25 protein-coding genes and 2 tRNA genes are annotated in these 23,976 nt (G+C 65.3%); 13 read left to right on the top strand and 14 right to left on the bottom strand.

Features of this window, described 5'->3' with window-relative positions; all coding sequences use genetic code 11:
- Nucleotides 1-91: 91 nt before the first annotated feature.
- Nucleotides 92-1,726, top strand: a complete 1,635-nt coding sequence (locus tag J0O65_RS15675; protein ID WP_215408081.1) for an acyl-CoA synthetase — start codon at nt 92-94, stop codon at nt 1,724-1,726.
- A gap of 2 nt (nt 1,727-1,728) precedes the next feature.
- Here the strand turns inward: J0O65_RS15675 and J0O65_RS15670 are convergent, their stop codons facing one another.
- From J0O65_RS15670 to J0O65_RS15660, 3 genes are all read right to left on the bottom strand, one after another.
- Nucleotides 1,729-3,141, bottom strand: a complete 1,413-nt coding sequence (locus J0O65_RS15670; RefSeq protein ID WP_215408080.1) for an MFS transporter — start codon at nt 3,139-3,141, stop codon at nt 1,729-1,731.
- A gap of 73 nt (nt 3,142-3,214) precedes the next feature.
- On the bottom strand, nt 3,215-3,931 hold the full coding sequence (locus J0O65_RS15665) for a ribonuclease T2 family protein (protein WP_215408078.1): 717 nt from the start codon (nt 3,929-3,931) through the stop codon (nt 3,215-3,217).
- A 197-nt stretch (nt 3,932-4,128) separates the two neighbouring features.
- Entirely contained in the window at nt 4,129-5,229 is a 1,101-nt protein-coding gene (locus J0O65_RS15660) for a branched-chain amino acid aminotransferase (protein ID WP_215408076.1), read from the bottom strand.
- A 219-nt stretch (nt 5,230-5,448) separates the two neighbouring features.
- Here J0O65_RS15660 and J0O65_RS15655 point away from each other — a divergent pair, with 219 nt between their 5' ends.
- The 4 genes from J0O65_RS15655 (at nt 5,449) to J0O65_RS15640 (ending at nt 9,327) form a co-directional block, all read left to right on the top strand.
- A complete protein-coding gene (locus J0O65_RS15655; protein ID WP_215408074.1) occupies nt 5,449-7,986 on the top strand; it encodes a PepSY domain-containing protein in 2,538 nt (845 codons plus the stop codon).
- Between the two features lie 135 nt (nt 7,987-8,121).
- On the top strand, nt 8,122-8,307 hold the full coding sequence (locus tag J0O65_RS15650; RefSeq protein ID WP_215408072.1) for a hypothetical protein: 186 nt from the start codon (nt 8,122-8,124) through the stop codon (nt 8,305-8,307).
- Between the two features lie 151 nt (nt 8,308-8,458).
- Complete coding sequence (locus tag J0O65_RS15645) at nt 8,459-8,614, top strand: hypothetical protein (protein ID WP_215408070.1); 156 nt, start codon at nt 8,459-8,461, stop codon at nt 8,612-8,614.
- A 314-nt stretch (nt 8,615-8,928) separates the two neighbouring features.
- The gene (locus J0O65_RS15640; protein ID WP_215408068.1) at nt 8,929-9,327 is read left to right on the top strand and encodes a bacteriohemerythrin; all 399 of its coding nucleotides are present in this window, start codon (nt 8,929-8,931) and stop codon (nt 9,325-9,327) included.
- A 3-nt stretch (nt 9,328-9,330) separates the two neighbouring features.
- Here J0O65_RS15640 and J0O65_RS15635 read toward each other — a convergent pair whose 3' ends face one another.
- On the bottom strand, nt 9,331-10,164 hold the full coding sequence (locus J0O65_RS15635) for a hypothetical protein (RefSeq protein WP_215408066.1): 834 nt from the start codon (nt 10,162-10,164) through the stop codon (nt 9,331-9,333).
- A gap of 197 nt (nt 10,165-10,361) precedes the next feature.
- Here J0O65_RS15635 and J0O65_RS15630 point away from each other — a divergent pair, with 197 nt between their 5' ends.
- Entirely contained in the window at nt 10,362-10,481 is a 120-nt protein-coding gene (locus J0O65_RS15630; RefSeq protein ID WP_215408064.1) for a TonB-dependent receptor, read from the top strand.
- A 15-nt stretch (nt 10,482-10,496) separates the two neighbouring features.
- Here J0O65_RS15630 and J0O65_RS15625 read toward each other — a convergent pair whose 3' ends face one another.
- Nucleotides 10,497-11,258, bottom strand: coding sequence for a nucleotidyltransferase domain-containing protein (locus J0O65_RS15625; RefSeq protein WP_215408062.1), 762 nt, complete (start codon nt 11,256-11,258; stop codon nt 10,497-10,499).
- A gap of 95 nt (nt 11,259-11,353) precedes the next feature.
- Here J0O65_RS15625 and J0O65_RS15620 point away from each other — a divergent pair, with 95 nt between their 5' ends.
- Nucleotides 11,354-11,920 carry a methylated-DNA--[protein]-cysteine S-methyltransferase gene (locus tag J0O65_RS15620; RefSeq protein WP_215408060.1) on the top strand — a complete coding sequence of 189 codons (567 nt, stop codon included), beginning with the start codon at nt 11,354-11,356 and terminating at the stop codon, nt 11,918-11,920.
- Between the two features lie 58 nt (nt 11,921-11,978).
- Nucleotides 11,979-12,353, top strand: coding sequence for a DUF1294 domain-containing protein (locus J0O65_RS15615; RefSeq protein WP_215408058.1), 375 nt, complete (start codon nt 11,979-11,981; stop codon nt 12,351-12,353).
- A 15-nt stretch (nt 12,354-12,368) separates the two neighbouring features.
- Here the strand turns inward: J0O65_RS15615 and J0O65_RS15610 are convergent, their stop codons facing one another.
- On the bottom strand, nt 12,369-13,091 hold the full coding sequence (locus J0O65_RS15610) for a hypothetical protein (protein ID WP_215408057.1): 723 nt from the start codon (nt 13,089-13,091) through the stop codon (nt 12,369-12,371).
- A gap of 163 nt (nt 13,092-13,254) precedes the next feature.
- Here J0O65_RS15610 and J0O65_RS15605 point away from each other — a divergent pair, with 163 nt between their 5' ends.
- Together J0O65_RS15605 and J0O65_RS15600 are read left to right on the top strand one after the other, a co-directional pair.
- Nucleotides 13,255-13,434 (top strand): hypothetical protein, encoded by a 180-nt coding sequence (locus J0O65_RS15605; RefSeq protein WP_215408056.1) that lies wholly within the window; start codon nt 13,255-13,257, stop codon nt 13,432-13,434.
- Between the two features lie 121 nt (nt 13,435-13,555).
- A complete protein-coding gene (locus J0O65_RS15600) occupies nt 13,556-13,780 on the top strand; it encodes a hypothetical protein (protein WP_215408055.1) in 225 nt (74 codons plus the stop codon).
- Between the two features lie 71 nt (nt 13,781-13,851).
- Here the strand turns inward: J0O65_RS15600 and cydX are convergent, their stop codons facing one another.
- The 5 genes from cydX to cydD form a co-directional block, all read right to left on the bottom strand.
- Nucleotides 13,852-13,968: a cytochrome bd-I oxidase subunit CydX gene (gene cydX, locus J0O65_RS15595; protein ID WP_215408054.1), complete on the bottom strand. Its 117-nt coding sequence runs from the start codon at nt 13,966-13,968 to the stop codon at nt 13,852-13,854.
- 22 nt (nt 13,969-13,990) lie between these two features.
- Entirely contained in the window at nt 13,991-15,145 is a 1,155-nt protein-coding gene (cydB, locus tag J0O65_RS15590; protein WP_215408053.1) for a cytochrome d ubiquinol oxidase subunit II, read from the bottom strand.
- Between the two features lie 13 nt (nt 15,146-15,158).
- A complete protein-coding gene (locus tag J0O65_RS15585) occupies nt 15,159-16,736 on the bottom strand; it encodes a cytochrome ubiquinol oxidase subunit I (protein ID WP_215408052.1) in 1,578 nt (525 codons plus the stop codon).
- 118 nt (nt 16,737-16,854) lie between these two features.
- The gene (locus tag J0O65_RS15580; protein WP_215408051.1) at nt 16,855-18,534 is read right to left on the bottom strand and encodes an amino acid ABC transporter ATP-binding/permease protein; all 1,680 of its coding nucleotides are present in this window, start codon (nt 18,532-18,534) and stop codon (nt 16,855-16,857) included.
- On the bottom strand, nt 18,531-20,225 hold the full coding sequence (gene cydD, locus J0O65_RS15575; protein ID WP_215408049.1) for a thiol reductant ABC exporter subunit CydD: 1,695 nt from the start codon (nt 20,223-20,225) through the stop codon (nt 18,531-18,533). Before cydD ends, J0O65_RS15580 begins: the two co-directional genes overlap by 4 nt.
- Nucleotides 20,226-20,364: 139 nt before the next feature.
- Between cydD and J0O65_RS15570 the strand changes: the two genes are divergently transcribed.
- The 3 genes from J0O65_RS15570 to J0O65_RS15560 all read left to right on the top strand — a co-directional run bounded on the left by J0O65_RS15570 (nt 20,365) and on the right by J0O65_RS15560 (nt 22,111).
- On the top strand, nt 20,365-20,916 hold the full coding sequence (locus tag J0O65_RS15570; protein WP_215408047.1) for a GbsR/MarR family transcriptional regulator: 552 nt from the start codon (nt 20,365-20,367) through the stop codon (nt 20,914-20,916).
- A gap of 288 nt (nt 20,917-21,204) precedes the next feature.
- Nucleotides 21,205-21,771, top strand: a complete 567-nt coding sequence (locus J0O65_RS27920; RefSeq protein ID WP_251373773.1) for a PEP-CTERM sorting domain-containing protein — start codon at nt 21,205-21,207, stop codon at nt 21,769-21,771.
- A gap of 160 nt (nt 21,772-21,931) precedes the next feature.
- The gene (locus J0O65_RS15560) at nt 21,932-22,111 is read left to right on the top strand and encodes a hypothetical protein (protein WP_215408045.1); all 180 of its coding nucleotides are present in this window, start codon (nt 21,932-21,934) and stop codon (nt 22,109-22,111) included.
- 77 nt (nt 22,112-22,188) lie between these two features.
- On the opposite strand, the gene J0O65_RS15555 is transcribed toward J0O65_RS15560, so the two are convergent.
- The 3 genes from J0O65_RS15555 to glmM form a co-directional block, all read right to left on the bottom strand.
- Nucleotides 22,189-22,263, bottom strand: a tRNA-Arg gene (locus J0O65_RS15555).
- A gap of 94 nt (nt 22,264-22,357) precedes the next feature.
- Nucleotides 22,358-22,434 (bottom strand) — tRNA-Pro (locus J0O65_RS15550).
- Nucleotides 22,435-22,607: 173 nt separating this feature from the next.
- Nucleotides 22,608-23,945: a phosphoglucosamine mutase gene (gene glmM, locus J0O65_RS15545; protein WP_215408043.1), complete on the bottom strand. Its 1,338-nt coding sequence runs from the start codon at nt 23,943-23,945 to the stop codon at nt 22,608-22,610.
- Between the last annotated feature and the right edge of the window lie 31 nt (nt 23,946-23,976).

Raw genomic sequence — 23,976 nt, 5'->3', positions numbered from 1 at the left:
TTTCCAGCACCGGTGCTATGCTAACCCCTATCAATCCCGAAACAGGGAGCTACTGAATTCCAGTACCCATATTATTTACCAGGAGACAAGCATGACAGCTGATTTCAATACCGGCCTCGGCAAGAACAGCGCCAATTACGCCGCCCTCACCCCGCTCGACTATATCGCCAGGGCTGCGGCAGTATATGGCAATCGCCTGGCAATTGCACATGGCGCCGTGCGCCAGACGTGGCGCGAAACGTATGCGCGCACGCGCCGCCTGGCGTCAAGCCTCGTCAAGCTGGGCGTGGGCACGGGCGACACGGTGGCCGTCATGTTGCCAAACACCCCCGCCATGGTGGAAGCGAGCTTCGGCGTCCCGATGGCCGGCGCCGTCCTCAACGCCCTGAACATCCGCCTCGACCTGGCCTCGCTGACCTTCATGCTGCGCCATGGCCAGGCGAAAGTCTTGCTGGCCGACACGGAATTCGCCGAGCTGGCGCGCCAGATGGCGGCGCAGATTCCCGGCCTGCGCGTGATCCAGGTCAATGACGTGCTGGGACCGGAAGTGGACGCTTTTTCCGACCTCGACTATGAAAGCTTGCTGGCCAGCGGCGACCCCGATTACGACTGGCAGGGGCCGGCGGACGAATGGGACGCCATCGCCCTCAACTACACGTCGGGCACCACGGGCGACCCGAAAGGCGTCGTCTACCACCACCGCGGCGCGGCCTTGAACGCCCTGTCGAACATCCTGGAATGGGACATGCCCAAGCATGCCGTCTACCTGTGGACCTTGCCGATGTTCCACTGCAATGGCTGGTGCTTCCCGTGGACCATCGCCGCGCGCGCGGGCGTGAACGTGTGCCTGCGCAAGTTCGAGCCGAAACTCGTGTTCGACCTGATGCGCGAATTGCGCATCACCCACTATTGCGCCGCGCCCATCGTGCACGCGGCCCTGGCCAACGCGCCCGCCAACTGGCGCGAAGGAATCGACTGGACCGTGCGCGGCATGGTGGCCGGCGCGCCGCCGCCGGCCGCCATGGTGGCGAAGATCGAAGCCATGGGTTTCGACCTGATCCATTCGTACGGCTTGACGGAAGTGTACGGCCCGGCCGCCATCTGCGCCGAACAGGACGAGTGGGCCGCCCTGTCGCAGGAAGAACGCGCCGTTTTAAAGTCGCGCCAGGGCGTGCGCTACCATTTGCAAAGCGCCGTCGCCGTGATCGATCCGGAAACCATGCAGCCCGTGGCGGCCGACGGCGAACAGATCGGCGAGATCATGTTCCGCGGCAACATCTGCATGAAGGGTTACTTAAAAAATGAAAAGGCGACGCAGGAAGCGTTCGCCGGCGGCTGGTTCCACACGGGCGACCTGGGCGTGATGTATCCGGACGGCTATATCAAGCTGAAGGACCGCAGCAAGGACATCATCATTTCCGGCGGCGAGAACATTTCCAGTGTAGAGGTCGAAGACGCCTTGTATCACCACCCGCAAGTGCTGGCCGCCGCCGTCATCGCCCAGCCGGACGAGAAATGGGGCGAGACGCCGTGCGCCTTCGTCGAGCTGCGCGAGGGCGGCACGGTGACGGAAGCGGAATTGATCGCTTTCTGCAAGAACAACCTGGCCGGTTTCAAGGTGCCGAAAGCCATTTATTTCGGCCCCCTGCCCCGCACGTCGACGGGCAAGATCCAGAAGTTCGAATTGCGCAAACGCATGCAGTCGGACAAGGCCATCGACGTCTAGGCTTAGCCGCCCTTGCCCAGCCACGCCGGCTGCGCCACCACCAGGCGCGACAAGCTGGCGATGCTGGCCACGGCGGCGAAGCCGGCCGCCAGGCACAGCGCATACGTCGTGCCCCGGTTGGCGGAAACCGTGAAGCAATACGCGACCAGCGCGGCGCCCGTCGCTTGCCCGATCAGGCGCGAGGTGGCCACCACGCCGCTGGCGCCGCCGGCCCGCTCGGGCGGCGCGCTGCCCATGATGGCTTTCAGATTGGGCGCCTGGAAAAAGCCGAAACCGATGCCGCACAAGGCCATGCGCCAGCCGATGTCGAACGCGCTGGGGTGGGCCGGTATCCACACGAGTGTCAGCAAGCCGCCGGCAAGCGCCGCCAGGCCGATACCGCCCAGCACGCCCGGCGAATAGCGGTCGCTCAGCCGGCCCGCCACGGGCGCCATCACGGCCACCAGCGCAGCCCATGGCGTCATCAAAAAGCCCGTCTCGACGGGCGAGCGGCCCAGGGTGACTTCAAAATAAAAGGGCAGCGAGACGAAGGCCAGCCCTTGCGCGGCAAACGTGCAGATGGCCGTCAGCGACGACAGCAAAAACAGGGGACGGCGGAACAGGTCGATCGGCAGCATGGGCGCCGCGTGCCCCGCCTGGCGGCGCAGCAGCAAAATAAAGAAGATGACCACGGCCACCAGTTCCGGCAACAGGGTCGAGATGGCCGCGTGGTGGGCGGCGTCGCCGAACAGCAAAATGAGCAAGCCGAAGGCGCCCACGTTGTACAGGGCCGTGCGCGCATCGAGCGTGTGGCCGGACAGTTTGGTCGCCGGCAGCATGCGGCTGGCGAGGAAAAAACCAATCACTCCCAGCGGCACATTGATGGCGAACAGCCATGGCCACGACGCCGTCGCCAGGATCAAGGAGGCGGCCGTGGGCCCGATGGCGAACGCGATGGCCACCACCAGCGCATTGTTGCCGAAAGCGCGGCCCAGCAAGTGTTTCGGATACAGGGCGCGCAGCAGCGCCGTGTTGACGCTCATCATGGCGCTGGCGCCGACGCCTTGAAAAAGCCTTGCCACCACCAGCGACGGCAAGGACCAGGCCAGCGCGCAGGCGAGCGAGGCCACAGTAAACAGGAACATGCCCGCGATAAACACGCGCCGGTAGCCGGCGATCTCGCCGAGGGCGGAAAACGGCAGCAGGGTCGCCACCATGGCCAGCTGGTACACGTTGACGATCCAGACGGAGGCGGCCGGCGTCGTGTGCAGCTCGCTGGCGATGGCCGGCAAGGCCGTGTTGGCGATGGCCGTATCGAGCGAGGCCATGCCCACGCCGATGGCCAGCGCCAGCATGGCCCACACACGGGCGCCGGGCGGCAAGCCGTCCTCGCCCACCATCACGGCTTGCGTTTGTTGCTGCAGATACTGCCGCATACACTACCTGTTCACCTTGCTGATCCGGCCAATACACTAACATGTATGCAAAAACCCTGCAGGACAGGCCCGCTTACTTCTGGCAATCGATGACCTTGAACTCTTTCGAATAACAAATGCGCAACTCGCCCGAGTGCTTTTCATAGCCGAGCCAGCGGCCCTTCAATTGCGGGTTGTGCTGCTTCATCCACTGGAACAGCGCATTTTTCGGCATGCTGGAATCCGGTAATGTCAAGGCCTGGAACAGTTCGCGTTCCTTCTCGAAATACTGCTTGGCCGTATCGAAATCGCAGGCGCCATGCTTTTCCCATTCGCCCTGCAGCAAGGCTTCGCCCGGCTGCATGCACATATAGGGCAGGATCTCGGACGGCGCCAGCTTCGGCAAATTGCCCTTGCAATAGCGCGGGTGCAGTTCCGTCTTGCGCGGCGGCGTCACGGAAATATCTTCGCAGGTGGCGGGATTGTTCGACTGCGCCCACAGGCCATGCACGATCCAGCCGAAGTGGTTGCTCTCGGCGCACTGGAAGGCGGCCTTTTTCGACACGGCGCCACGGCGGCGCTGGCTGTCGCAAAAGCCTGGCGACCACGACAGCGCCAGCATGAAGTAATCGGTGGGCACGTTCGTGCTTTGCTTGTAGCACGTGTTTTTCTCGTCCGACGGCTTGACGTCGTAATCGACATAGCTGACGTTGCGCGGAATGGCGCACGTGGCGTCGGCCGCGTGGACGGCACCAAAGGGCAGGCCGAGGAAGACGGCGGCCAGCGCCGGCAAGACAGAGCGGATTTTCATCGAGTTTCCTTCAAGATATAAAAACGCCGGCAACTGAGTGCCGGCGCGGTCAGAACGAACAACATCAGTCACGGCACCTGACAAAACCGTAGCGAGCGGCAGTGATTTGTGGCCGAGAAGCGCAGCCGTACTCTAGTACGGTGAGCATCGCCGGCCGCAAAGCGCGACGCGCAGTAGGTTTGGTCAGGTGACATCAACTAGCAAACCTTGTGCATCCAGCCGTGCGTGTCCGGTGCCGTGCCGTGCTGCAAGCCCAGCAGGGCTTCGCGCAGGGCCAGGGTGACGGCGCCGTTTTCATTATTGTTGATCGTCATTTCAAAGCCATTGGCCTTGGCCACGCCCACGGGGGTGATGACGGCAGCCGTGCCGCAGGCGAACACTTCGGTCATGCGGCCCGAGGCGATGTCGTCGCGCCATTGCTGGACGGACAATTTCCGCTCTTCCGTCGCATAGCCGAGGTCTTTCGCCATTTCCAGCAGGCTGCGGCGGGTGATGCCTGGCAGCAAAGTGCCCGTCAGTTCCGGCGTCACCACGGTGACCTTCTCGCCATCCTTGTAGACGAAGAACAAATTCATGCCGCCCATTTCCTCGATGTATTCGCGGTGTACGGCGTCCAGCCACACGACCTGGTCGCAGCCCTTCTCTTGCGCTTGCGACTGGGCCATCAGGCTGGCCGCGTAGTTGCCCGCGCACTTGGCTTCGCCCGTGCCGCCCGGCGCGGCGCGCACGAAGTCTTCGCTGATCCACACGGTGACGGGTTTCACGCCTTTCGGGAAATAGGCGCCGGCCGGCGAGGCGAATAGCACGAACAGGTATTCCTCCGATGGACGCACGCCCAGGTAGGGGTCGGTGGCGATCATCAGCGGACGCATGTACAGGCTCTCGCCCGTGTTCTTCGGCACCCAGTTACGGTCTTGCGCGATCAGCGCGTCGCCCGCTTCCAGGAACAGCTCGACAGGGATGGCCGGCATGGCCAGGCGCGCGGCGCTGCGGTTGAAGCGTTCCGCATTTTGTTCTGGACGGAAAGTCTTGATGCTGCCGTCCGGCTGCGCGAACGCTTTATAACCTTCGAAGATGGCCTGGCCGTAGTGCAGCGACGAGGCGGACGGGTCCAGCATCAACGGGCCGTAAGCCTTCAGTTCGCCCTGCTGCCACTTGCCGTCGCGGTAAGGGATCACCACCATGTGGTCGGTGAAGATGCGGCCGAAGGCGGGATTGACCATGCGCGCGGCGCGTTCGGCGTCGGACAGGGGGTGGGCGGACGGGGTGACGACGAGATTCGGTGTGGAAATGGTCATGGCGGCAATGGGAACTAGTGAACAGTATCCCTATTGTAGCGCCTCTGGCGCCCGATCAGGCAAACGCGGATGGCCGGACAAGGAGAGCAAGACGGCGACCCCGCTGCGCGATAAACGGCGCCATCATTTGCGAATGATTCTCGTTTGCGTTACTATGGCAACCTTCCTTCTCACCCGCCATGCCTGACGCCCCGCATGGCGGCGCTTTCGAAAGCCGCCATGACGACCTCCTCCCTTCCACACTCCCTGCAGCGCGCCAGCGTCGACGAGGCGCCGGAGACCAGCCAGCAGCGCCAGCTTGCCGCCAATCCGCCACAACGGCGCTGGCACGGGAACTGGAAGCAGGTGTGGTTTCAACTGCACTGGTTCATCGGGATCACGGCCGGCACGGTGCTGGTGATCATCGGCTTGAGCGGCGCCACCCTGGCCTTCAAGGATGAATTGCTGGACGTGATGAACCCCGGCGTGCGCCATGTCGCCGTGGAAACGCGCGCGCCGCTCACGCCGGCCCAGCTGAGCAACATCGCGGCGGCCGAACACGGCCAGCGCGTCGCCTCGATCACCCTGTATGCGGAGGCGGGCGCGGCGCCCCGCGTCTTCTTCGCGCCGAAGAATGGCCAGCGGCGCGGCGAGTCCATCTATCTGCACCCATACACGGGCGCGACCCAGCCCGCGTTGACGGGCGCGGGCTTTTTCGAGTGGACGGAGTCATTGCACCGCTGGCTGCTGCTGCCGCGCGATCCGGGCCGGCAAGTGGCGGGCGCGCTGGCCCTGTGCCTGCTGGGCATGGCATTCTCGGGCCTGTACCTGCGCTGGCCCCGCCGCCCGCTGGACTGGCGCACCTGGCTGACCTTCGACCCTGCCTTGAAAGGCCGCTCCTTCCTGTGGAATCTGCACGCCGTGGCCGGCACCTGGTGCCTGGTGGTCTACGTGGCGCTGACCCTCACGGGCATTTACTGGAGCTATGACGTGGTGCGCGACCATATCGACGCCTGGGCCGGCAAGCCGCCGAGAATGGCACAGGCGCCCGCGAAAAAGGGCGGCGTCAAGGAGAAGGCGCCCGCCGTCGACGTCGGCCTGGCCTGGAGCAGCTTCCAGCGGCACGCACCCGGCTGGACCCTGGCCAGCATGCGCCTGCCCGTGCGTCCTGGCGAAGCCGTGCAATTCACGTGGCTTGCCAGCGATGCGCCGCACGAACGGGCGCGCAGCCGCCTGAGCATTCTGCCCACCGACGGCGCGGTGACGGAAAACGAACCGTACAGCCAGCAGGCGCTGGGTGCGCGCCTCGTCAACATCATTTATCCGCTGCACATGGGCACGTATTTCGGTTTGCCGGGCCGCATCATCGTTACTCTCGCCAGCCTGGGCCTGCCCCTGTTCGCCATCACGGGCTGGATGTTGTACCTGGGCCGCCGCAAGGCAAAACGGGCTGTGCAGGCGCAGCGCGCCCTGCTGGGCGCAAGCGCGCCGGGTCAGCGGGACACGGGCTTGCCGACCCTGGTAGCCTACGCCAGCCAGTCGGGCCAGGCCGAGCGCCTGGCCCTGGAAAGCGCACGCGCCCTGCAGCAGGCGGGCGTGGCCGTCGACGTGCAGTCGCTGGACCGTTTCGATCCCGCGCAATTGCGCCAATACGAACGGGCCCTGATCGTCGCCAGCACCTTTGGCGAAGGCGAGGCGCCGGACGGCACGCGCCGCTTTGCGCGCCTGCTGCGGCAAACATCGGGCATGCCGCTGGCGGGCCTGGAATTCGGCATGCTGGCCCTGGGCGACCGCCATTACAGCGCCTTCTGCGGCTTTGGCCATGCGCTGGCTCAGCAATTGCAAGCGCTGGGCGCCACGCCCTTGTTCCCCTTGATCGAAGTGGACAAGCACGACGCGCAGGCGCTGGCCGACTGGTCCACGGCGCTGGCCCGCTGCAGCGGCAGCGCCATCGACGCCATCGGCGTGCAGGAAGAAGCGGCGTATGCCGAATGGCGCCTGGCGCGCCGCGTGCTGCTCAACCCGGGCAGCCTGGGCGGCGAGCTGCATGAAATCACCTTGACGGGTCCGGCAGGCGCCAGTTGGGAAGCGGGCGCGCTGGCGGAAATCATCCCCTGCAATGCCGATGGCAGCGAGGGCGACGCCGGCAACGCGCAGCACGCGCCGCGCAGCTACTCGCTCGCGTCGCTGCCGGCCGATGGCGAACTGCAATTGCTGGTGCGCCAGGAACGCCATGCGGGCGACGAGAACGAGGGCCATGGCGTGTGTTCCGGCTGGCTCACGCGCTTCGCGCCGCTGGGCAGTCCCATCCGTTTGCGCCTGCAAGCCAATCCCGCCTTCGCGCCCGCCTTGGTGGACGTGCCCTGCATTTATATCGGCAACGGTTCCGGCCTGGCCGGCCTGCGTGCGCACCTGCGCGCACGCCAGCGGGCGGGGCTGGCCCGCAACTGGCTGCTGTTCGGCGAACGCCAGCAAGCTTTTGACAGCGTCTGCGGCGACGAGTTGCAAGGCTGGCTCGACGCCGGCCACCTGGCCCGCCTGGACCGCGTCTTTTCGCGCGATGGCAAGGATGGCGGCAAACGTGAATACGTGCAGGACCGCCTGCGCGCCACCGCCGGCGAGCTGCGCGACTGGCTGGCGCAAGGCGCGATCGTCTACGTATGCGGCAGCCTGCACGGCATGGCGGCAGGAATCGATGCTGTACTACAAGAAGTGCTGGGCCAGGAAGGTCTCGACGCCCTGCTGGCGGCCAGACGCTACCGCCGCGACGTGTATTGATCTGCCTCAACCCTCCGCCGGCGCCGCCCGGCTATGTGGGCAGGCGCACAGTCAGCGCCAGCCATCGGATTAGAGTGGGGACATCGCGGCATGGCGAACTGCCCGCCGCGCCACCCACTGTCTGCGAGGCCCCCCATGAAAAACCCCTGGATGAGCATGTACCTGAGCGCCGCCAACCGCATCGCCAACACGGCGCGCGGCCACGCCACGGCCGCCGTCAAGCGCGAAGCGGCGAAAAATACGCGGCAACTGACGCAAGTGTGGTTCGATTCTTTCCTGCCCCCCGCAGGCAAGCCACGGCGCAGCCGCAAGGTCAAATAAGCGCCTGGCGCCAGGCGAACTGGTGCGGTGCATCACAGCAATCAGTTGAAGTTCCCATCAGATGGACTAAACTGCAAGCATGGTAGTACATCAGAAAGTGACCGGCAGGCGCCGCATTCCCGCGCCGCCGCCGGGACACCGGGAGACGACCATGTTGACGCTTAAAGTGCTGGCCTGCCTTGCCCTGTCGGCCCTGATGCTCGTACCCCTCGTGTTGCGGGATACGATGCAAACATCGGCCGGGCAGCAAATGCAGGTGCCGAATGTCGATGCGCAGGGCATGTGGGCCCACTGGCCCAAGCAGTAAGGCGCGCGGCTGAGAACAATACGACGCGCGGCTGAGAAAACGTCGCTGACTGCGTTGCCGTGCCTCCTCGGCGTACATTCGTACTGCCTTCGGTCCGGCGCCTTGCCAGCGGCGTTTTTCAGCGGCGCTCGGTAACCTGCTGCATCGTTGAAACCGCTTTGTTGCGGGTGGGACATTGTTTCTCTGCTCCAGCTTGCTTTTTTCCTCCCTTTCTTCACCATATTTTTGATCCAGATCATGGATTTCCCCCTACGCTGCGCCCAAACTGGAACAGTCCGCTTCTCACTGTGACGGACTTAACCTGGAGCATCGGCATGGGTAAATCGGATTGGAAGGATGAGATGGCGCTGGGCGTTCCCGCCATCGACGAGGCGCATGAGGCGCTGTTTCTGGAACTGGCGCGGCTGGGAAAATTGAGCGACCAGCATTTCAGCGTGGCGTTTCGCGAGCTGATCGCGGCAGTGGAACGCGATTTCCGCGAGGAAGAGGATTTGATGGAACAAATCGCCTTTCCCTCGCTGGCCAACCACCGCGAACAGCATGCGCGCGTACTGAGCGGCTTGCACCATGCCTGGGCCGCCGTCGATGAAGGCGACCTGGAACAGGGGCGCCATGCGCTGTCGCTGTTGCCGCAATGGTTGATCTTCCACCAGGCCACCATGGACCTGGCCCTGGCGGCGGCGCTGGAGCTGGTGCAGCGCCAGCCCAACTAGCCTCTACAGCAGCAGCACCGTGGCGTGCTCGGGCAGGACCACGCGGTAGTGTCCCGGGTATTTGTCTTCGCCGTCGAAAATCTTGCAGAACACGGGCTGGCTGATGTCGTTGACGGCCGCTTCGTTCATGGGCAAGGTGGCGATCAGCTGTTCACCATCCATCAACTGCAAGGCGCTGCCCCGCTCGGCCGCGCAAAACGCCAGCGATTGCACGTCGCTGGCGAACGGCCGCTTGTACCAGGGCGTGATGGCCCGCACGGCGCGCCGTGCGTCGCGCAGCACTTGCCCCACGCGCGTGACGTTCCAGGCATCGCGCGCCACGGATGGCTGGAGCACGATATTCGCCGTCAGCTCGCCCCTGCCCTTGTTCACCAGGAAAGTACCGTCCTGCGCGGCGATGTCTTCGTTGAGCGGCACGACAAACACGCCGCCGTCGGACACCTTGATGGGCATCGGCGCGCCATTGCCTTGCAAGGCCACGCGCACGTCGTCGATGGTGGCGCTCAACTTGGCCGGAATCAGGCGCAGGGCCATCACCACGCTGCCGCTCGACACTTGCCACACTTTCCTGGCCGTCAGATAACTGTCGCGGTAGGCCGTGAAGCGCACGCGTGGCGCCTTGGCGTCGCTGCTGGCCGTGACCGTCACCGTTTGCGGGGGCAAGGCGTCCTCTGCGCTCGCCGTCGGCGCAACAGATGTGGCGGACACGGCATCAATGGCGGGCGGCGCGCTGGCGCTCTGCAGCGGCGCGGGAACAGCCGGCGGCGGCGCGTGCTCCTGGGCCTGGCCCAGCGACACGACACACAACCATCCGGCACAAGCGATCCATGTACGCATGCATTTCTTTCAATGAGGAAAATATTTTGTCAGCCCCGGCATTATCGCAGAAGGCCAGGCGATGCGCCGCCCTCGGCCTGCCTGCACGCTTTTGGTGCGCTCGCTTGATTGCTGGACCGCAGCATGCCGCCCGGCTTTTTGCCGCGCATGGCCACCAGCGACCGCTTCGGCGGCCGTCTGGCTGGATGGAAGGCGCCATGCGGCTGAACGTGAATAATTTATTGGATGAACAATACTATCGCAACGCGGGCTTCTACGACGGCGTGTTCTGGGGCCAACCGCGCAACATCAGCCTGTCCGTGCGCACGGCGTTTTAAGCGAGGCGCAACGCATCAGACTGCCGGCGCGCTGCGCCAGTGCGCGGGCGCAGGCAGAGTAAATCCATCGAGCAAAGGGCCGCCCACGGGCGCCAGCACGGCGGCGGCGACTTGCTCGAACGCGCGCTGGCCGGCCGGCAGGTCGCCGGCGACCAGGCGCAGCGCGCCGTCCAGCTGCCCGGCGATGGCGGCGTCGAACGCCTGCAGGCGGCGGAACAGATGCTTGCCGCCGCCGCTCCATGCACCGGCCGCGCGCAAGTGCAGGTCGGCCAGCGCTTCGTACAGCTGGCAAGCGACGGCCAGCGCCTCGCCCGGCTGCGTGCTGTCGACCAGGTCTTCCAGCGCGGTGGTGATGGCGTAGCGGCGCCGCTGCAGGTTTTCCACGTCGAGCACGGGCGGCCCGGCCTTGTCGATGGCGTGCGCCAGCGCGTGCAGCCGGGTGTGGGCGTCGCTGGCGGCGAGGATGTTTTCCCCTTCCACCACCATCCTCGCCAGCGGCACCGTGCCGCCCGGCGCATCCATTTCCTTGCAAAAATACGTAAACGTGGCCAGGTCGTGCGCGAACAGTTCCACCGTGCGCCCTTCGGCGACCCGGGTGTCGCGCCAGGCGCAATCGACGCGGTCGAACAGCAGCAGCAAGTCGATGTCGGAAGTGGCCGTTTGCCGGCCCGTGGCGAACGAGCCGCCGATGATGGCCGCCACGGCCGTGGGATAGCGTTCACGTACCAGCCGCACGGCGATCGCGCGGATAGCGTCATAGGTGGAAATATTTGTCACAGCCAGTGCTCCGTGCCGAAAAAACACTATCCTACACGCGATACGCAGCCGGCCGCCAGCCTGCTACACTGGCGCCATCTGATCAAGGAGGCAACATGGAATACGACTGCATCGTGGTGCCCTCGCCCGTGGGCGAACTGACCCTGGTGGCGCGCGGCGCGGCACTGGCCGCCATCCTGTGGGAAAACGACAAGCCCAACCGCGTGCGCCTGGGCGCGATGCGCGTCGACGACGGTTGCGCCGTGCTGCGGGAAACGGCGCGCCAGCTGCGCGAATATTTCGCCGGCACGCGCCAGCGCTTCGAGGTGCCGCTCGATTTCGCCGGCACCGCCTTCCAGCAGGAGGTGTGGCGCGCCTTGCTGACGATACCGTATGGCCAGACGCGCAGCTATGGCGAGATCGCGCGCCAGATCGGCCGTCCCGCCGCCGTGCGCGCCGTGGGCGCCGCCAACGGCAAGAATCCCATTTCCATCATCGCCCCCTGCCACCGCGTCATCGGCGCCACGGGCGAGTTGACGGGCTTTGCGGGCGGCCTGCATGCGAAGGAAACCTTGCTGGCGCTGGAAGGCATCGCCCTGTCCAGCGACCGCGAAGCGCTGAAGACGGGCCACGCCCGCCGCCGCGCCGTGCACGTCGATACGGCGCAAGGCTGTCTGTTTTAGGCGGCGGCATCGCTCCCCTTGTGGGATACTCACGCCTCCGATCAAAACCACACATCCTATGCCCTACCTCGTCATCCTGTTCTTTGCCGTCCTGTATTTGCTGGCCACCTTCTTTTTCCATATCCCCGTCCTGGTCGCCCTCGTGTATGGCGTGCTGAGCCTGAGCTGCTTCGTTGCCTATGCGATCGACAAGTCCGCCGCCAAAGGGGGCCGCTGGCGCACGTCGGAGCGCACCCTGCTGCTGCTGGGGCTGCTGTGCGGCTGGCCTGGCGCCGTGCTGGCCCAGCAATGGTTGCGCCACAAGTCCAGCAAGCGTTCGTTCCGCACCGTGTTCTGGATCACGGTCGCCCTCAATATCGGGGCGTTCGTGTATTTCAGCATGCATTACGCGGCGCCCGATATCGGCACCGAGGTGGCGCCGATCGAGCTGTAAGACTGTCCTGGCGCCTCACTCGCCCAGCAGGCGCAGCGATTCCAGCCAGTCCGCCTTCCACTCGCGCAGCAAAGGCTGCGTGGCAAACGCCTTCTTCAGGTGCGCCATCGGCACGCGGTGCACGTCGTGCAGGCCGAACGCCAGCGTCACCGGATGCCACAAATGGCTGTTCTTGCCGCCGCGCGAATTCTTGCGCACGCGCGCGCCGTCATCGCCAAAGATGCCCACGCCGCTGGCCAGCCCCTGGTCCAGGTCGACCTTGCCCACGCCGGCAAAGGCGATCAAGATCTGCTCGCGGGCCAGGCCCTTCAGGGCGCTGGGCAAGACTGCGGGCGCGGTTTTCTCCGCTTCAGCAGGATCCGGTTTGGGGTGCTGCAACTCCTTGAGCAAACGCAGCAGATCGCGCTCCTGGAAATGCAAGCCATCGAGCGGCACGCGCAATCCCGGCGCCTTCAGTTCGATGGCGATGTTGCCGGAATCGCGCGTGAAGCGCAGCCAGACGTCATCCGCGCCGGCAGCCAGGTGCTGCTTGTCGCCGATGAACACGACGGGCGCCGCGTAGCGCGTCACGCCGTCGTGGAACAATTCGGCCCATACCGCGCTGTAGTCGAGCCAGACGTAGGGCAAGCCGCCCTGCTCCAGCAGGCGCGCCAGGGTCCATGGCGTGCCCGTCTGTTGCGCCAGCCAGGCACAGGCTTCAAGGGCGGTGGCCCGATACGGCAGGGAGATGGAAGTCATGGCGGTTCCGTAGCTAAAAGTGGAGCGCAGTGTAGCAGACGCCGGCGTCACCCTTCGGCAGGCGCATCCGGCGCGCCATTCTTGCGCGATGTGCTAGGCTGGAAGCATCAGCACGCGCCACGGCCAGTCCGGCCGCCCGGCGCACCACCGCAAGGAGATCACCATGCAGCCGAGCACCAACGCCGCCACCACGCCCACGCCGCCACCGGAGCGCGATTCGCCCACGCCGGCCAGCGAAAGCCACGCCGAACAAGCGCTTGATGAGGCACTGAAGGAAAGCTTCCCCGCCAGCGACCCGATCGCCATTGCCACGCCCAAACCGGCCGGCAAGACAGCTTCCTGAGGCACGCCCCAGCAGCCCCCTTGCGGTGGCCTTTTTTTCCTGAGCTGAATCCGGGCGTCCCATTCCCGCGTACATGGCTATGCCATGACCGAATGAAGTTACGACGCGGAAAGGAATCGCCATGCGGCATTACAGTAAAAAGACGGATCCCATGGAACAGCGCCTGTATCTGGCCCAGCGCATCGACCGGGCCGACGCGCGCTTGCGGCGGCTGAACGAGGCGCTGGCCGATGCGGCGGCGCGCGAACGCTGCGCGCGCTGGATCACGGCCTGGGCCGTGGTGGCGGGCGCCGACGCGCCGCGCGGCATGAAGCTGCGCATCCGCGGCGAATTCATCTTGCTGTGATCAAAGCAAAAGCCCCGCCCAGTGTATGCGCACGGGGCGGGGCCAGTCAGGCCGTCACGCGGCCAGCAGCACTAGTCGCGGTACTGCTCGGGCGTCGTGTCGCCATCGGCGACTTCATACCACATCGCGTTGAGCACGGCGAACGTCGCCGCCAGCGGAAGACCGAGTATCCAGGCGAAATACCACATAGTTATATCCTTTCATTGATTCTTAGTAGGCGTGACCGCTGTCGTCCTTGATGGCTTTTGCGTCAACCTTGCCCCACAGTACTTTATATACCCAGGTCGTGTAGGCCACGATGAGGGGAATGAAGACGGCCGTGACGACCAGCATGATGAACAGGGTCATGTGGCTGGACGAGGAATCCCACACCGTCAGGCTGGCGCGCGGGTCGAGCGACGATGGCAGGATGAACGGGAACATGGCCGCGCCCACGCCGAGGATGATGCCGGCGATGCCAGCCGCGCTGGCCAGCAAGGCGGGCACTTCGCGGCGCGCGCGCAGGAAGGCGAACGCCAGCAAGGGACCCAGCAAGCCCAGCGCTGGAGCGATCCAGGTCCACGGATGGGCGGCAAAGTTGAGGAACCAGGCGCCCACGTGCACTTGCGCCGTTTTCAACATGGGGTTCGACGGACCGTCGACGACGGCGGCGCTGGTGACGCGGTAGCCATCGACCCACAGCCACAGGGCCACGCCGGCGGCCGCGTACAGCACGACGGTGGCGATCGCCGCCACGCTGCCGTAGCGGCGCGCACGTTCCGCCACGGCGCCGTCCGTCTTCAGCTGCAGCCAGGTGGCGCCGTGCATCACCAGCATGGCCACCGAGACGAGGCCGCACAGCAAGGCGAACGGGTTGAGCAGCGCAAAGAAGCTGCCGTCATAGAAGATGTGCATGTCCGGCGAGAAACGGAATGGCACGCCTTGCAGCACGTTGCCGATCGCCACACCGCAGATCAGGGCCGGCACGAAGCCGCCCACGAACAGGGCCGCGTCCCAGCGCGCGCGCCAGCGCGGGTCTTCGCGCTTGCTGCGGAACTTGAAGGCCACGGGACGCACGATCAGCGCCACGAGGATGACGAACATGGCCAGGTAAAAACCCGAGAACGAAACAGCGTACAACTGCGGCCAGGCGGCGAAGATGGCGCCGCCGCCGAGGATCAGCCACACCTGGTTGCCTTCCCACACGGGACCGATGCTGTTGATGACGACACGGCGCTCGAGGTCCGTCTTGCCGACGAAGGGCAGCAAAATGCCCGTGCCCAGGTCGAAGCCGTCCGTGATGGCAAAGCCCACCAGCAAAATGCCGATCAGCAGCCACCAGATCAGGCGCAGTGTTTCGTAAGAAATCATTTCATGCAAAATCATGGTCTGGCCCTCCTCAGGCGCGTTGAGTATGAATGGCTGCGGGAGCTGGCATGGGGGCCGGCGCCGTCTCTTGCGGCCCCTTGCGGATGGCCTTGAGCATGAGCTTCATTTCAATGATCAACAGCACGGTGTAGATGGCGGCAAAGCCGGCGATGGTGATGAGCAAGGTCGTCGCGCCCAGGTTGGAGACGGCCACGGCCGTTGGCAGCACGCCTTCGATGACCCACGGCTGGCGGCCCACTTCGGCCACGATCCAGCCCGCCTCAATGGCCACCCACGGCAGCGGGATGGCGAACACGGCCAGTTTCAGCAGCCAGCGGTGCTTGTCCAGCGTGCGGCGCGTCGACAGCACGAAGAAGGTGCCGGTGAGCAAGATAAAGAACATGCCCAGGCCCACCATCACGCGGAAGGACCAGAACAGCGGCGCCACGGGCGGCACGGTATCGAGCGCCGCCTTGCGGATCTGCTCGGGGGTGGCCAGGCGCGGATCGTCGACGTAGCGTTTCAGCAGCAAGGCGTAGCCCATGGACTGGCCTTTCGACTCGAACACGTCCTTCGCGTCCTGCGGCACGGGGCTGCCTGGCGCCACGCCGCGGATGGTTTGCAGCGCGTCATACGCCTTGATGCCATCCTTGATCAGCAGCTCGCCACGGTCGACCAATTGCTCGATGCCGGGAATTTCCGTCGTCAGCGAGCGCGTGCCGATCAAGCCCATCACCATCGGGATGTGCACCGCGTAATGCGTCTCGCGCGCTTTCGCGTCCGGGAAGCCGAAGGCCGTGAAGGCGGCCGGGGCCGGCTCCGTGGTCCACATGGCTTCGATGGCGGCCAGCTTCATCTTTTGATGTTCGGACGACAGGTAGCCGCTTTCATCGCCCAGCACCACCACCGACAGCGAGGCGGCCAGGCCGAACGAGGCGGCCACCGTCATCGAGCGCTTGGCCAGCTGCACGTGGCGCCCCTTCAGCAGATACCAGGCGGAAATCCCCAGCACGAAGATCGCCGCCGCCGTATAGCCGGCCGACACCGTGTGCACGAATTTTGCCTGTGCCACCGGATTCGTCAGCACGGCGCCGAAGTCCGTCACTTCCATGCGCATGGTCTGCGGATTGAAGGCCGCGCCGACGGGATTTTGCATCCAGCCGTTGGCGATCAGGATCCACAGGGCCGAGAAGTTCGAGCCGATGGCCACCAGCCAGGTCGTGACCAGGTGGCCCCGCTTCGACAGCTTGTCCCAGCCGAAGAAGAACAGGCCGACGAAGGTCGCTTCCAGGAAGAAGGCCATCAAGCCTTCGATGGCCAGCGGCGCGCCGAAAATGTCGCCCACATAATGGCTGTAATAGCTCCAGTTCATGCCAAACTGGAATTCCATGACGATGCCCGTCGCCACGCCCATGGCAAAGTTGATGCCAAACAAGACACCCCAGAACTTGGTCATGTCGCGCCAGATGGGGCGGTTCGTCATCACGTAAACCGTCTCCATGATGGCGAGGAGCACTGACAGGCCGAGCGTCAGCGGAACGAATATAAAGTGGTACAGGGCTGTCAGCGCGAACTGCAGTCTGGATAAAGCGACAATATCGAAGTCCATATGATTTCCTTGGTGTTTCCCTACTGTAATTGTAAACTTGGTATCTATCTGATGCCGCTCGATTGCTTCCGCCAGCTTCTGGCTGGCGTGCGGCACCGCCTGTCTCCGTTCTGGTTAGTTAATCTCCACGCAAGCCGGCCAGCGCCGCCTCGAAGGCGGGCGTGCCGCGGCGCGCGTCGCCCACGATACGGCCATCGCGCAGACTGACGAGCCGGTCCGCCAGCGCCGCCTCGCGCCGCAAGTGGGTTGCGATCAGCAAGCTGCGCCCTTCGCTGCGCGCCCCCAGGCGCCGCAGGACGTCGATCGCCACCTGCGTATTGAGCGCCTCGGTGGCTTCGTCCAGCAGCCACAAGGTCGATTCGTGCAGGAACAGCCGCGCCAGCGCCAAGCGCCGCGCCTGGCCGCCCGACAAGCCCAGGCCGCCCTCGCCCAGCTGCGTGTCGAGTCCGCCCGCGAAGGCGCGCACTTCCTCGTCCAGGCCGGCCGCCTGCAGCGCCGCCCACAGCTGCGCATCGCTGGCGGACGGGTCGGCCAGGCGCAGGTTGTCGCGCAAGCTGTCCTGGAACAATTCCGTCTTCTGCGTGAACAGGCAGGCGCGCGGCGCGCTCACCTTGCCCGACAGCGGCGCCAGCTCGCGCGCGGCGATGGCCAGCAAGGTGGACTTGCCCGCGCCGCTGGGGCCGATCACGGCCACGCGCTCGCCCTCGCCGATATGCAGCGTTACCTCATGCAAGATGGCGATATGGCTGCCCGCATGCGCGGCGCTGACCTGTTCCAGGCGCAAGCCCGGCGCGGCGTCGACGGGCGGCTGGGGCACCTCAGCACCCAGGCGCGGCGCCAGGCGGCGCATGGCCAGCAGCATGCGGCCCGCCTCCAGCGCGCCGCGGCGCAGGCCCGCGAACGGTTCCACGGCCGTCAGGGCGATCAGCAGGGCCAGCGCCGCAGCCGGCACGCTCAGCATTTGCTGCTGCACCAGCGCGGCCACGGCCAGCAGCACGCCGGAAAGCAGCGTGCTGCCCGCCACGCCATACGCGGCGCCGGCCGCCGTCTCCAGGCGCTGCAGGGCGACATCGGATTGCGCCAGCGCGCCGTCGATCTGCCCCAGCGCGGCGCATTGGGCGTCGATGCGTCCCGCCATCACCAGGTCCGTCTGGCCCGCCACCAGGTCGATGGCGCCGGAGCGCAGCCTTTCGATGGCGCGCGAGCGCACGATGGCGGGACGGCGGGCACGCTGCGCCACGATCCAGCCGATGCCGCCGCCGGCGGCCAGCAGCCATGCGGCCAGGCCCAGGCCCAGCTGCCACTGCATCACGCCCAGCGCCACGCCCGCCAGCAAGGCCGCGCACAGGGCCGTGAAGGCGGGCACCAGCAGGCGCAGGTACAGCGATTCGAGCGCATCGATATCGGCCGTCAGGCGGAACAGCAGCTTGGCGGGCTGGCGCAGCAAGCGGCTGGCCGCTTGCGGACGCGACCAGCCGCGAAACAGTTGCACGCGAATGCCGGCCAGCGCGGCGAACGTGGCGTCGTGCGTGACGAGCCGCTCCGCATAGCGCGATCCCGTGCGGCCGATGGCCAGCAGGCGGATGCCGGCCGACGGGCCGAACACGTCGAACAGGATGGCCGTCGAGGCGTGCAGGCCGGCGATCGACGTGGCCGTGATGAACCAGCCGGACAAGCCCAGCAAGGCCATGCCGGCCACCGTCGTCAGGGCCGCCAGCATGGCGCCGCAGATCAGCTTGCCGGGCCGGGCCAGCAGCAATTGGCGCAGCACGGGGTTCGCTATGAGTGAATTTTTCATGCGCGCGCCTCTTCCTTCCGCACTTGCGCCTGCGCATCGACCTGCACCGTGCGCTGCAGGCGCCCGGCCAGCACGGGGTCGTGCGTGGCGACGAGCATCGTCTTGCCTTGCGCCAGCTCCAGCAAGGCGTCCGTCACGCGCGCCGCCGTTTCGCTGTCCAGGTGGGCCGTCGGTTCATCGACCAGCAGCAAGTCCGCATGCGGATGCAGGGCCACGCGGGCCAGGGCCAGGCGCACGGCTTCGCCGCCGGACAAGCCCTGCCCTCCATCGCTGAGCATGACGGCCGGCTGCGCCTGCGCCACCGTGGCCAGGTCGGCTAGGTGCAGCGCCTGCGTCACTTGCGCGGCATGCGCGCCTGCGCGGCCCAGGGTCACGTTCTGGCTCACGGAAGCGGCAAACACGTGCGGACGCTGGCCCATCCACGCCATGCGCTGGCGCAAGGTATTCACGGTGCCGTCGGTCAGGCGCACGCCGCCGATGCGGATCTCGCCGCCGCTGGCGGGCAGCAGGCCGGCCAGCAAGGACAGCAAGGTGGTCTTGCCGGCGCCGCTGGCGCCCAGCAGGGCCACGTGTTCGCCGGCGCACACGGTCAGGTCGAAACGGTCGAACACGGGCGCCTCGCCGGGATGGGCAAAGCGCAATTGCCGCAGTTCCACGGCGGGCGGCGGCGCCACCGCCATGGCGGCGGCGGAGACGGCGGCCGCTGCCACGCCGGCGCCTGGCAGGGGCACGCCATCGGCCGCCAGGTCGTGCAGGCCGGCCAAGCCCGCTTCGCCGGCCGCCTTGTCATGCCAGACGGCGGCCAGTTCGCGCAAGGGTTCGAAGAATGCGGGCGCCAGCAGCAGGATGAACAAGCCCTGCCCGAGCGTCAGTTCGCGGCCCCAGGTGCCGAAATGGATGCTGCCCAGCAAGGAGAAACCGATGAACGCGGCCACCATGGCGACACCGAGCGCGGAAAACAGTTCCAGCACGGCGGACGACAGGAAGGCGATGCGCAGCACCACCATCGTGCGCCGGCGCACGGATTGCGACGAGGCGTCCAGCCGTGCCGCCGTGGCGTCGACGGCGCCCAGCGCGCGCAGGGTGGCCAGGCCGCGCAGGCGGTCCAATAAAAAGGCGTTCATGCCGCCCATTTCCACCATCTGCGCGCGGCTGGCCGCCTGCGCGCCCATGCCCACGAGGGCCATGAAGACGGGAATCAACGGTGCGGCGATGAGCAGGATCAGCGCGGCGATCCACGACAAGGGCGTCACCACGGCGAGGATCACGAGCGGCACGAGCATGACTTTCCAGCGCGCCGGCTTGTAGCGCACCAGATACGGCACGATGGCTTCGGCCTGCTCGGCGATCACGCTGGCCGCCTGGCCCGACTGGGCGCGCTGGCGGTCCAGCGGCGAACGGTGCGCCAGCGCTTGCGCCACCTGGGCGCGCAAGGCGGACAGGTGCGCGCGCGCCGCCCCGTACATGCGCCGCGCGCCCCACGCTTCGCAGCCGGCGCGCAGCACGCCCAGCAACAGCACGCCGGCGGCCGGCGCCAGCGCCGCCCGCCAGGCAGCGCCATCGAGCATGGCTTGCACGGCCCAGGCCAGCAAGGCCGCTTGCGGCAGCCACAGCAAGGCGGCGGCGCCTTGCGCCAGGCTGGCGACACGGGGAAGAATAAAGCGGGGCAAGGACAGGGGCGTGGTCGGCATCTTCTATACTTCTTGAGTTTTCAGAATTTTCTGTAAATTCGATTTTTTGTATAATACTGCGAAACATGACATATATCAATTGACCCTGCCGGTGTGGCGTGAAAAAATTCAGATAATTATGAAAACTCAACATATCCAAATGACCCCGCTGATCCTGACCTTCGTCAGCCATTTCGGCGAGATGGGCAGCCGCTGGGGCTTCAACCGGACGGTGGGGCAAGTGTACGCCTTGTTGTTTGTCGCGGAGCACCCTTTGCACGCGGACGAAATCGCGGAGCACCTGAGTTTTTCGCGCTCGAACGTGAGCATCGGCTTGAAAGAGTTGCAGGGCTGGGGCTTGATCCGCCAGTCGCGCATCCCCGGCGACCGGCGCGAGTATTTTTCCTCGCTGGGCGACGTGTGGCAAATCTTCCGCGTGGTGGCCGCCGAGCGCCGCCGCCGCGAAGTGGCACCCACCCTGACGGTGCTGCGCGAATCGCTGCTGGCGCCGGCCACGGAACCGGTGGACCAGTATGCGCAGGAACGCATGCGTGAAATGTATGAATTGGTCGACCTGGCCAACACCTGGTTCGACGACTTGCAGCGCCTGTCGCCCGAGTCGATGGCGCAACTGATGAAAATGGGCGCCAAGGTACAAAAGCTGCTCAATGCCAAGGATCGCCTGTTTGGCGCCAGTAACAACAGCGACTGAAGCACCCTCCCCTTCCCGAGCCGAGACGCCGCTGGCGCGTCTTGTCACGCCATGTCGAAGCGTCATGTCGGCCAGCGCTAGCACAGCCATGCATAGCCGTATGCGATATTATCAAGAAAACCAATAGAATTATTAAAATTGTATTAGTCTGAATCAAGAGTAAGCTTGCATTTGCGTACTCACTACGCGCAGGAAATAGTTAAAAAAAGGGCAATGGGATGACGTCCCCGCCATGCAGGGACGCGTCCCAGTATTGTGAAGCGACTGTCTTCTACAAAGGGGATTTTCATGAAAAGCGTAAAGAGCATTGCCATCAAGGCATCCATGCTGGCCGCAGTGACCGTGCTGGCAGGTGCGGCGCAGGCGGCCACCTGGGTGGATGTTGGGCCGGCCAGCGGTTTCAGCATCGCCGGCAGCACCGTCACTTACTCACCATCGCCGGCACTGCAGGTGAAATATTATGACGACAATCTCGTGCCGCAGAGCCCATCCGACATCCAGGGTTACATCAATGGCGTGTTCGGCACCAGCCTGGGCGCCGCCGTCTCGTATTGCGACAACGCCACCTCGGGCTGTACCGCCGGCACCACGGCAGGCTTGAGCGGCGGCGTCAATTCCTATACGAGCGCGGCCGCCTATGACTACCTGGCCATCCACTTCGGCCAGGGCGAACTGGTGTTCCACTGGGCCGCTCCCGTGGCTGCCGGCACCACCTTCACGGTGGCGGGCCTGCCCAAGGACCTGAGCAATTACAGGGCCTTCATTTCCGCCGTGCCGGAACCTGAAACCTATGCCATGCTGCTCGCGGGCCTGGGCCTGCTGGGCTTCCTGGCACGCCGCCGCCAGGGAAAGTAAGCCTCGTTTGCGGCAGCGGCGTACCAGCACCCGCTGCCGCCTTTCACGCCAGCCGCATCTTTACGCCGCGCTTACGGCGCCAGGCCCGCTTTTTACACCATCTTTAGACTTCCCTCGCTATGCTCGACGGCATCCACTGCCGATTGACGAGGGAAATCTCATGCATGAACCACCGTTTCAGCCACGCGCGCGCAGCGTGATCCGGCGCCACCTGCCCGTGCGGGAACGGCTGCGCCTGGCCCGGCTGGCCAGCAAGAAAATGGTATCGATATTGTCCGCGCTGCTGTGCGCGGCGCCGCTGTTGTATTTGCTGAGCGTGGTGCTGTTTGCGCAGCCGTGACACGACAGGCAGGCGAGCGATGGGAGATGGACAGTGACGGCATGCGACAGGATGTCGCCTGCATGGCCAGCATGAGCTGGTCCGCCCAGAGGGAATCGAACCCCCATTCACGGTTTAGAAGACCGTTGTCCTATCCGTTGAACGATGGGCGGAAAGGTGCAATATTTTAATCCATGCGCGCCAGCAATGAAATACCTGCGCGGAATAGAAAACGGGCTGTCATTTCTGACAGCCCGCTGATGACTTTGGTCGGAGTACAAGGATTCGAACCTTGGACCCCCTGGTCCCAAACCAGGTGCGCTACCGGGCTGCGCCACACTCCGAAGACAAGATAATAACGCCCCCACCCAATTTCGTCAATTGCCATAGACGAATTAGATGGAAATAACTATCGGCGCTTGCTTGAAGAGGCTTGTTGAAAACGTTCAGGGCAAGGCGCGCCGCCGAAGACAGTACGCTAGTACGGCAAGGCAGTGCAACGCCGCCCTGGGCGTTTTCAGCTGCCGACTTTATCGGCGATGCGGCGCGCCATCGATTCGGCCTGATTCTTATCCTTCGCTTCCACCATCACGCGGATCAGCGGTTCCGTGCCCGAAGCGCGGATCAGCACGCGGCCCGTGTCGCCCAGCTCGGCCTCGACCAGTTCCTTCTCGGCCACCATGGCGGCATTTTTCCGCCAGTCGAAACCGGGCGCCACGCGCAGGTTGATCAGGGTTTGCGGGAACAGCACCAGCTCGGCCAGGCATTGCTGCAGGCTCTGGCCGCTGCGCTTGAGCGCGGACAATACTTGCAGCGCGGAGACGATACCGTCGCCCGTCGTGTGCTTGTCCAGGCACAGCAAATGGCCGGAGCCCTCGCCGCCCAGTATCCAGCCCTTTTCCTGCATGACTTCCAGCACGTAGCGGTCGCCCACCTTGGCGCGCGCAAAGCCGATGCCCCGCTGCTTGAACAGCACTTCCAGCGCCATATTCGTCATCAGGGTGCCCACGGCGCCGGCCACGGGGCCCGTCGCCAGGCGGTCCTTGACCATGACGTACAACAACTCGTCGCCGTTATACAGGCGGCCCGTGGCGTCGCACATGATCAGGCGGTCGGCGTCGCCGTCGAGGGCGATGCCGAGATCGGCGCCATGCTCGACGACGGCCTCGGCCATGGCCTTGGTCGCCGTGGCGCCGAAGCCCGCATTGATGTTGAAACCGTCGGGCTTGTTGCCGATGGCGATCACTTCCGCACCCAGCTCATGGAACACGTGGGGCGCAATATGGTAGGCGGCGCCGTGCGCGCAATCGACGACGATCTTCAGGCCACGCAAGTCCAGCTCGTTGGGGAAGGTGCCCTTGCAAAATTCGATGTAGCGGCCCTGGGCATCGTCCAGGCGCTTGGCGCGGCCCAGCTTGTCCGACGGCACGCAAGCCATGGGCTCGTCAAGCGCCGCTTCGATTTCCAGTTCCACGCTGTCGGGCAGCTTGGTGCCCTGGCCGGAAAAGAACTTGATGCCATTGTCATGATAGGGATTGTGCGAAGCGGAAATGACCACGCCGGCCGACAGGCGCAGCGCCCGCGTCAGGTAGGCGATCGCCGGGGTCGGCATGGGGCCGGCCAGCATCACGTCCACGCCGGCCGCCGACAGGCCCGCTTCCAGCGCCGCTTCCAGCATGTAGCCGGAAATGCGCGTGTCCTTGCCGATCAGCACAGTCGGGCGCGCCTTGCCGCCTTGCGTCTTGGCCAGCACCTTGCCGGCCGCATAGCCGAGGCGCATGACGAAATCGGGGGTGATCGGAGCCGTGCCCACCAGGCCGCGGATGCCATCGGTGCCAAAATATTTACGCGTCATCGTATTTCTCTTTTTGTTGTTTATAATAAAT

Source organism: Janthinobacterium sp. JC611, assembly GCF_018682595.1.
In the GTDB taxonomy this organism is placed as follows: Bacteria; Pseudomonadota; Gammaproteobacteria; order Burkholderiales; family Burkholderiaceae_D; genus Janthinobacterium.
This window is presented reverse-complemented; position numbering and strand designations above follow the sequence as displayed.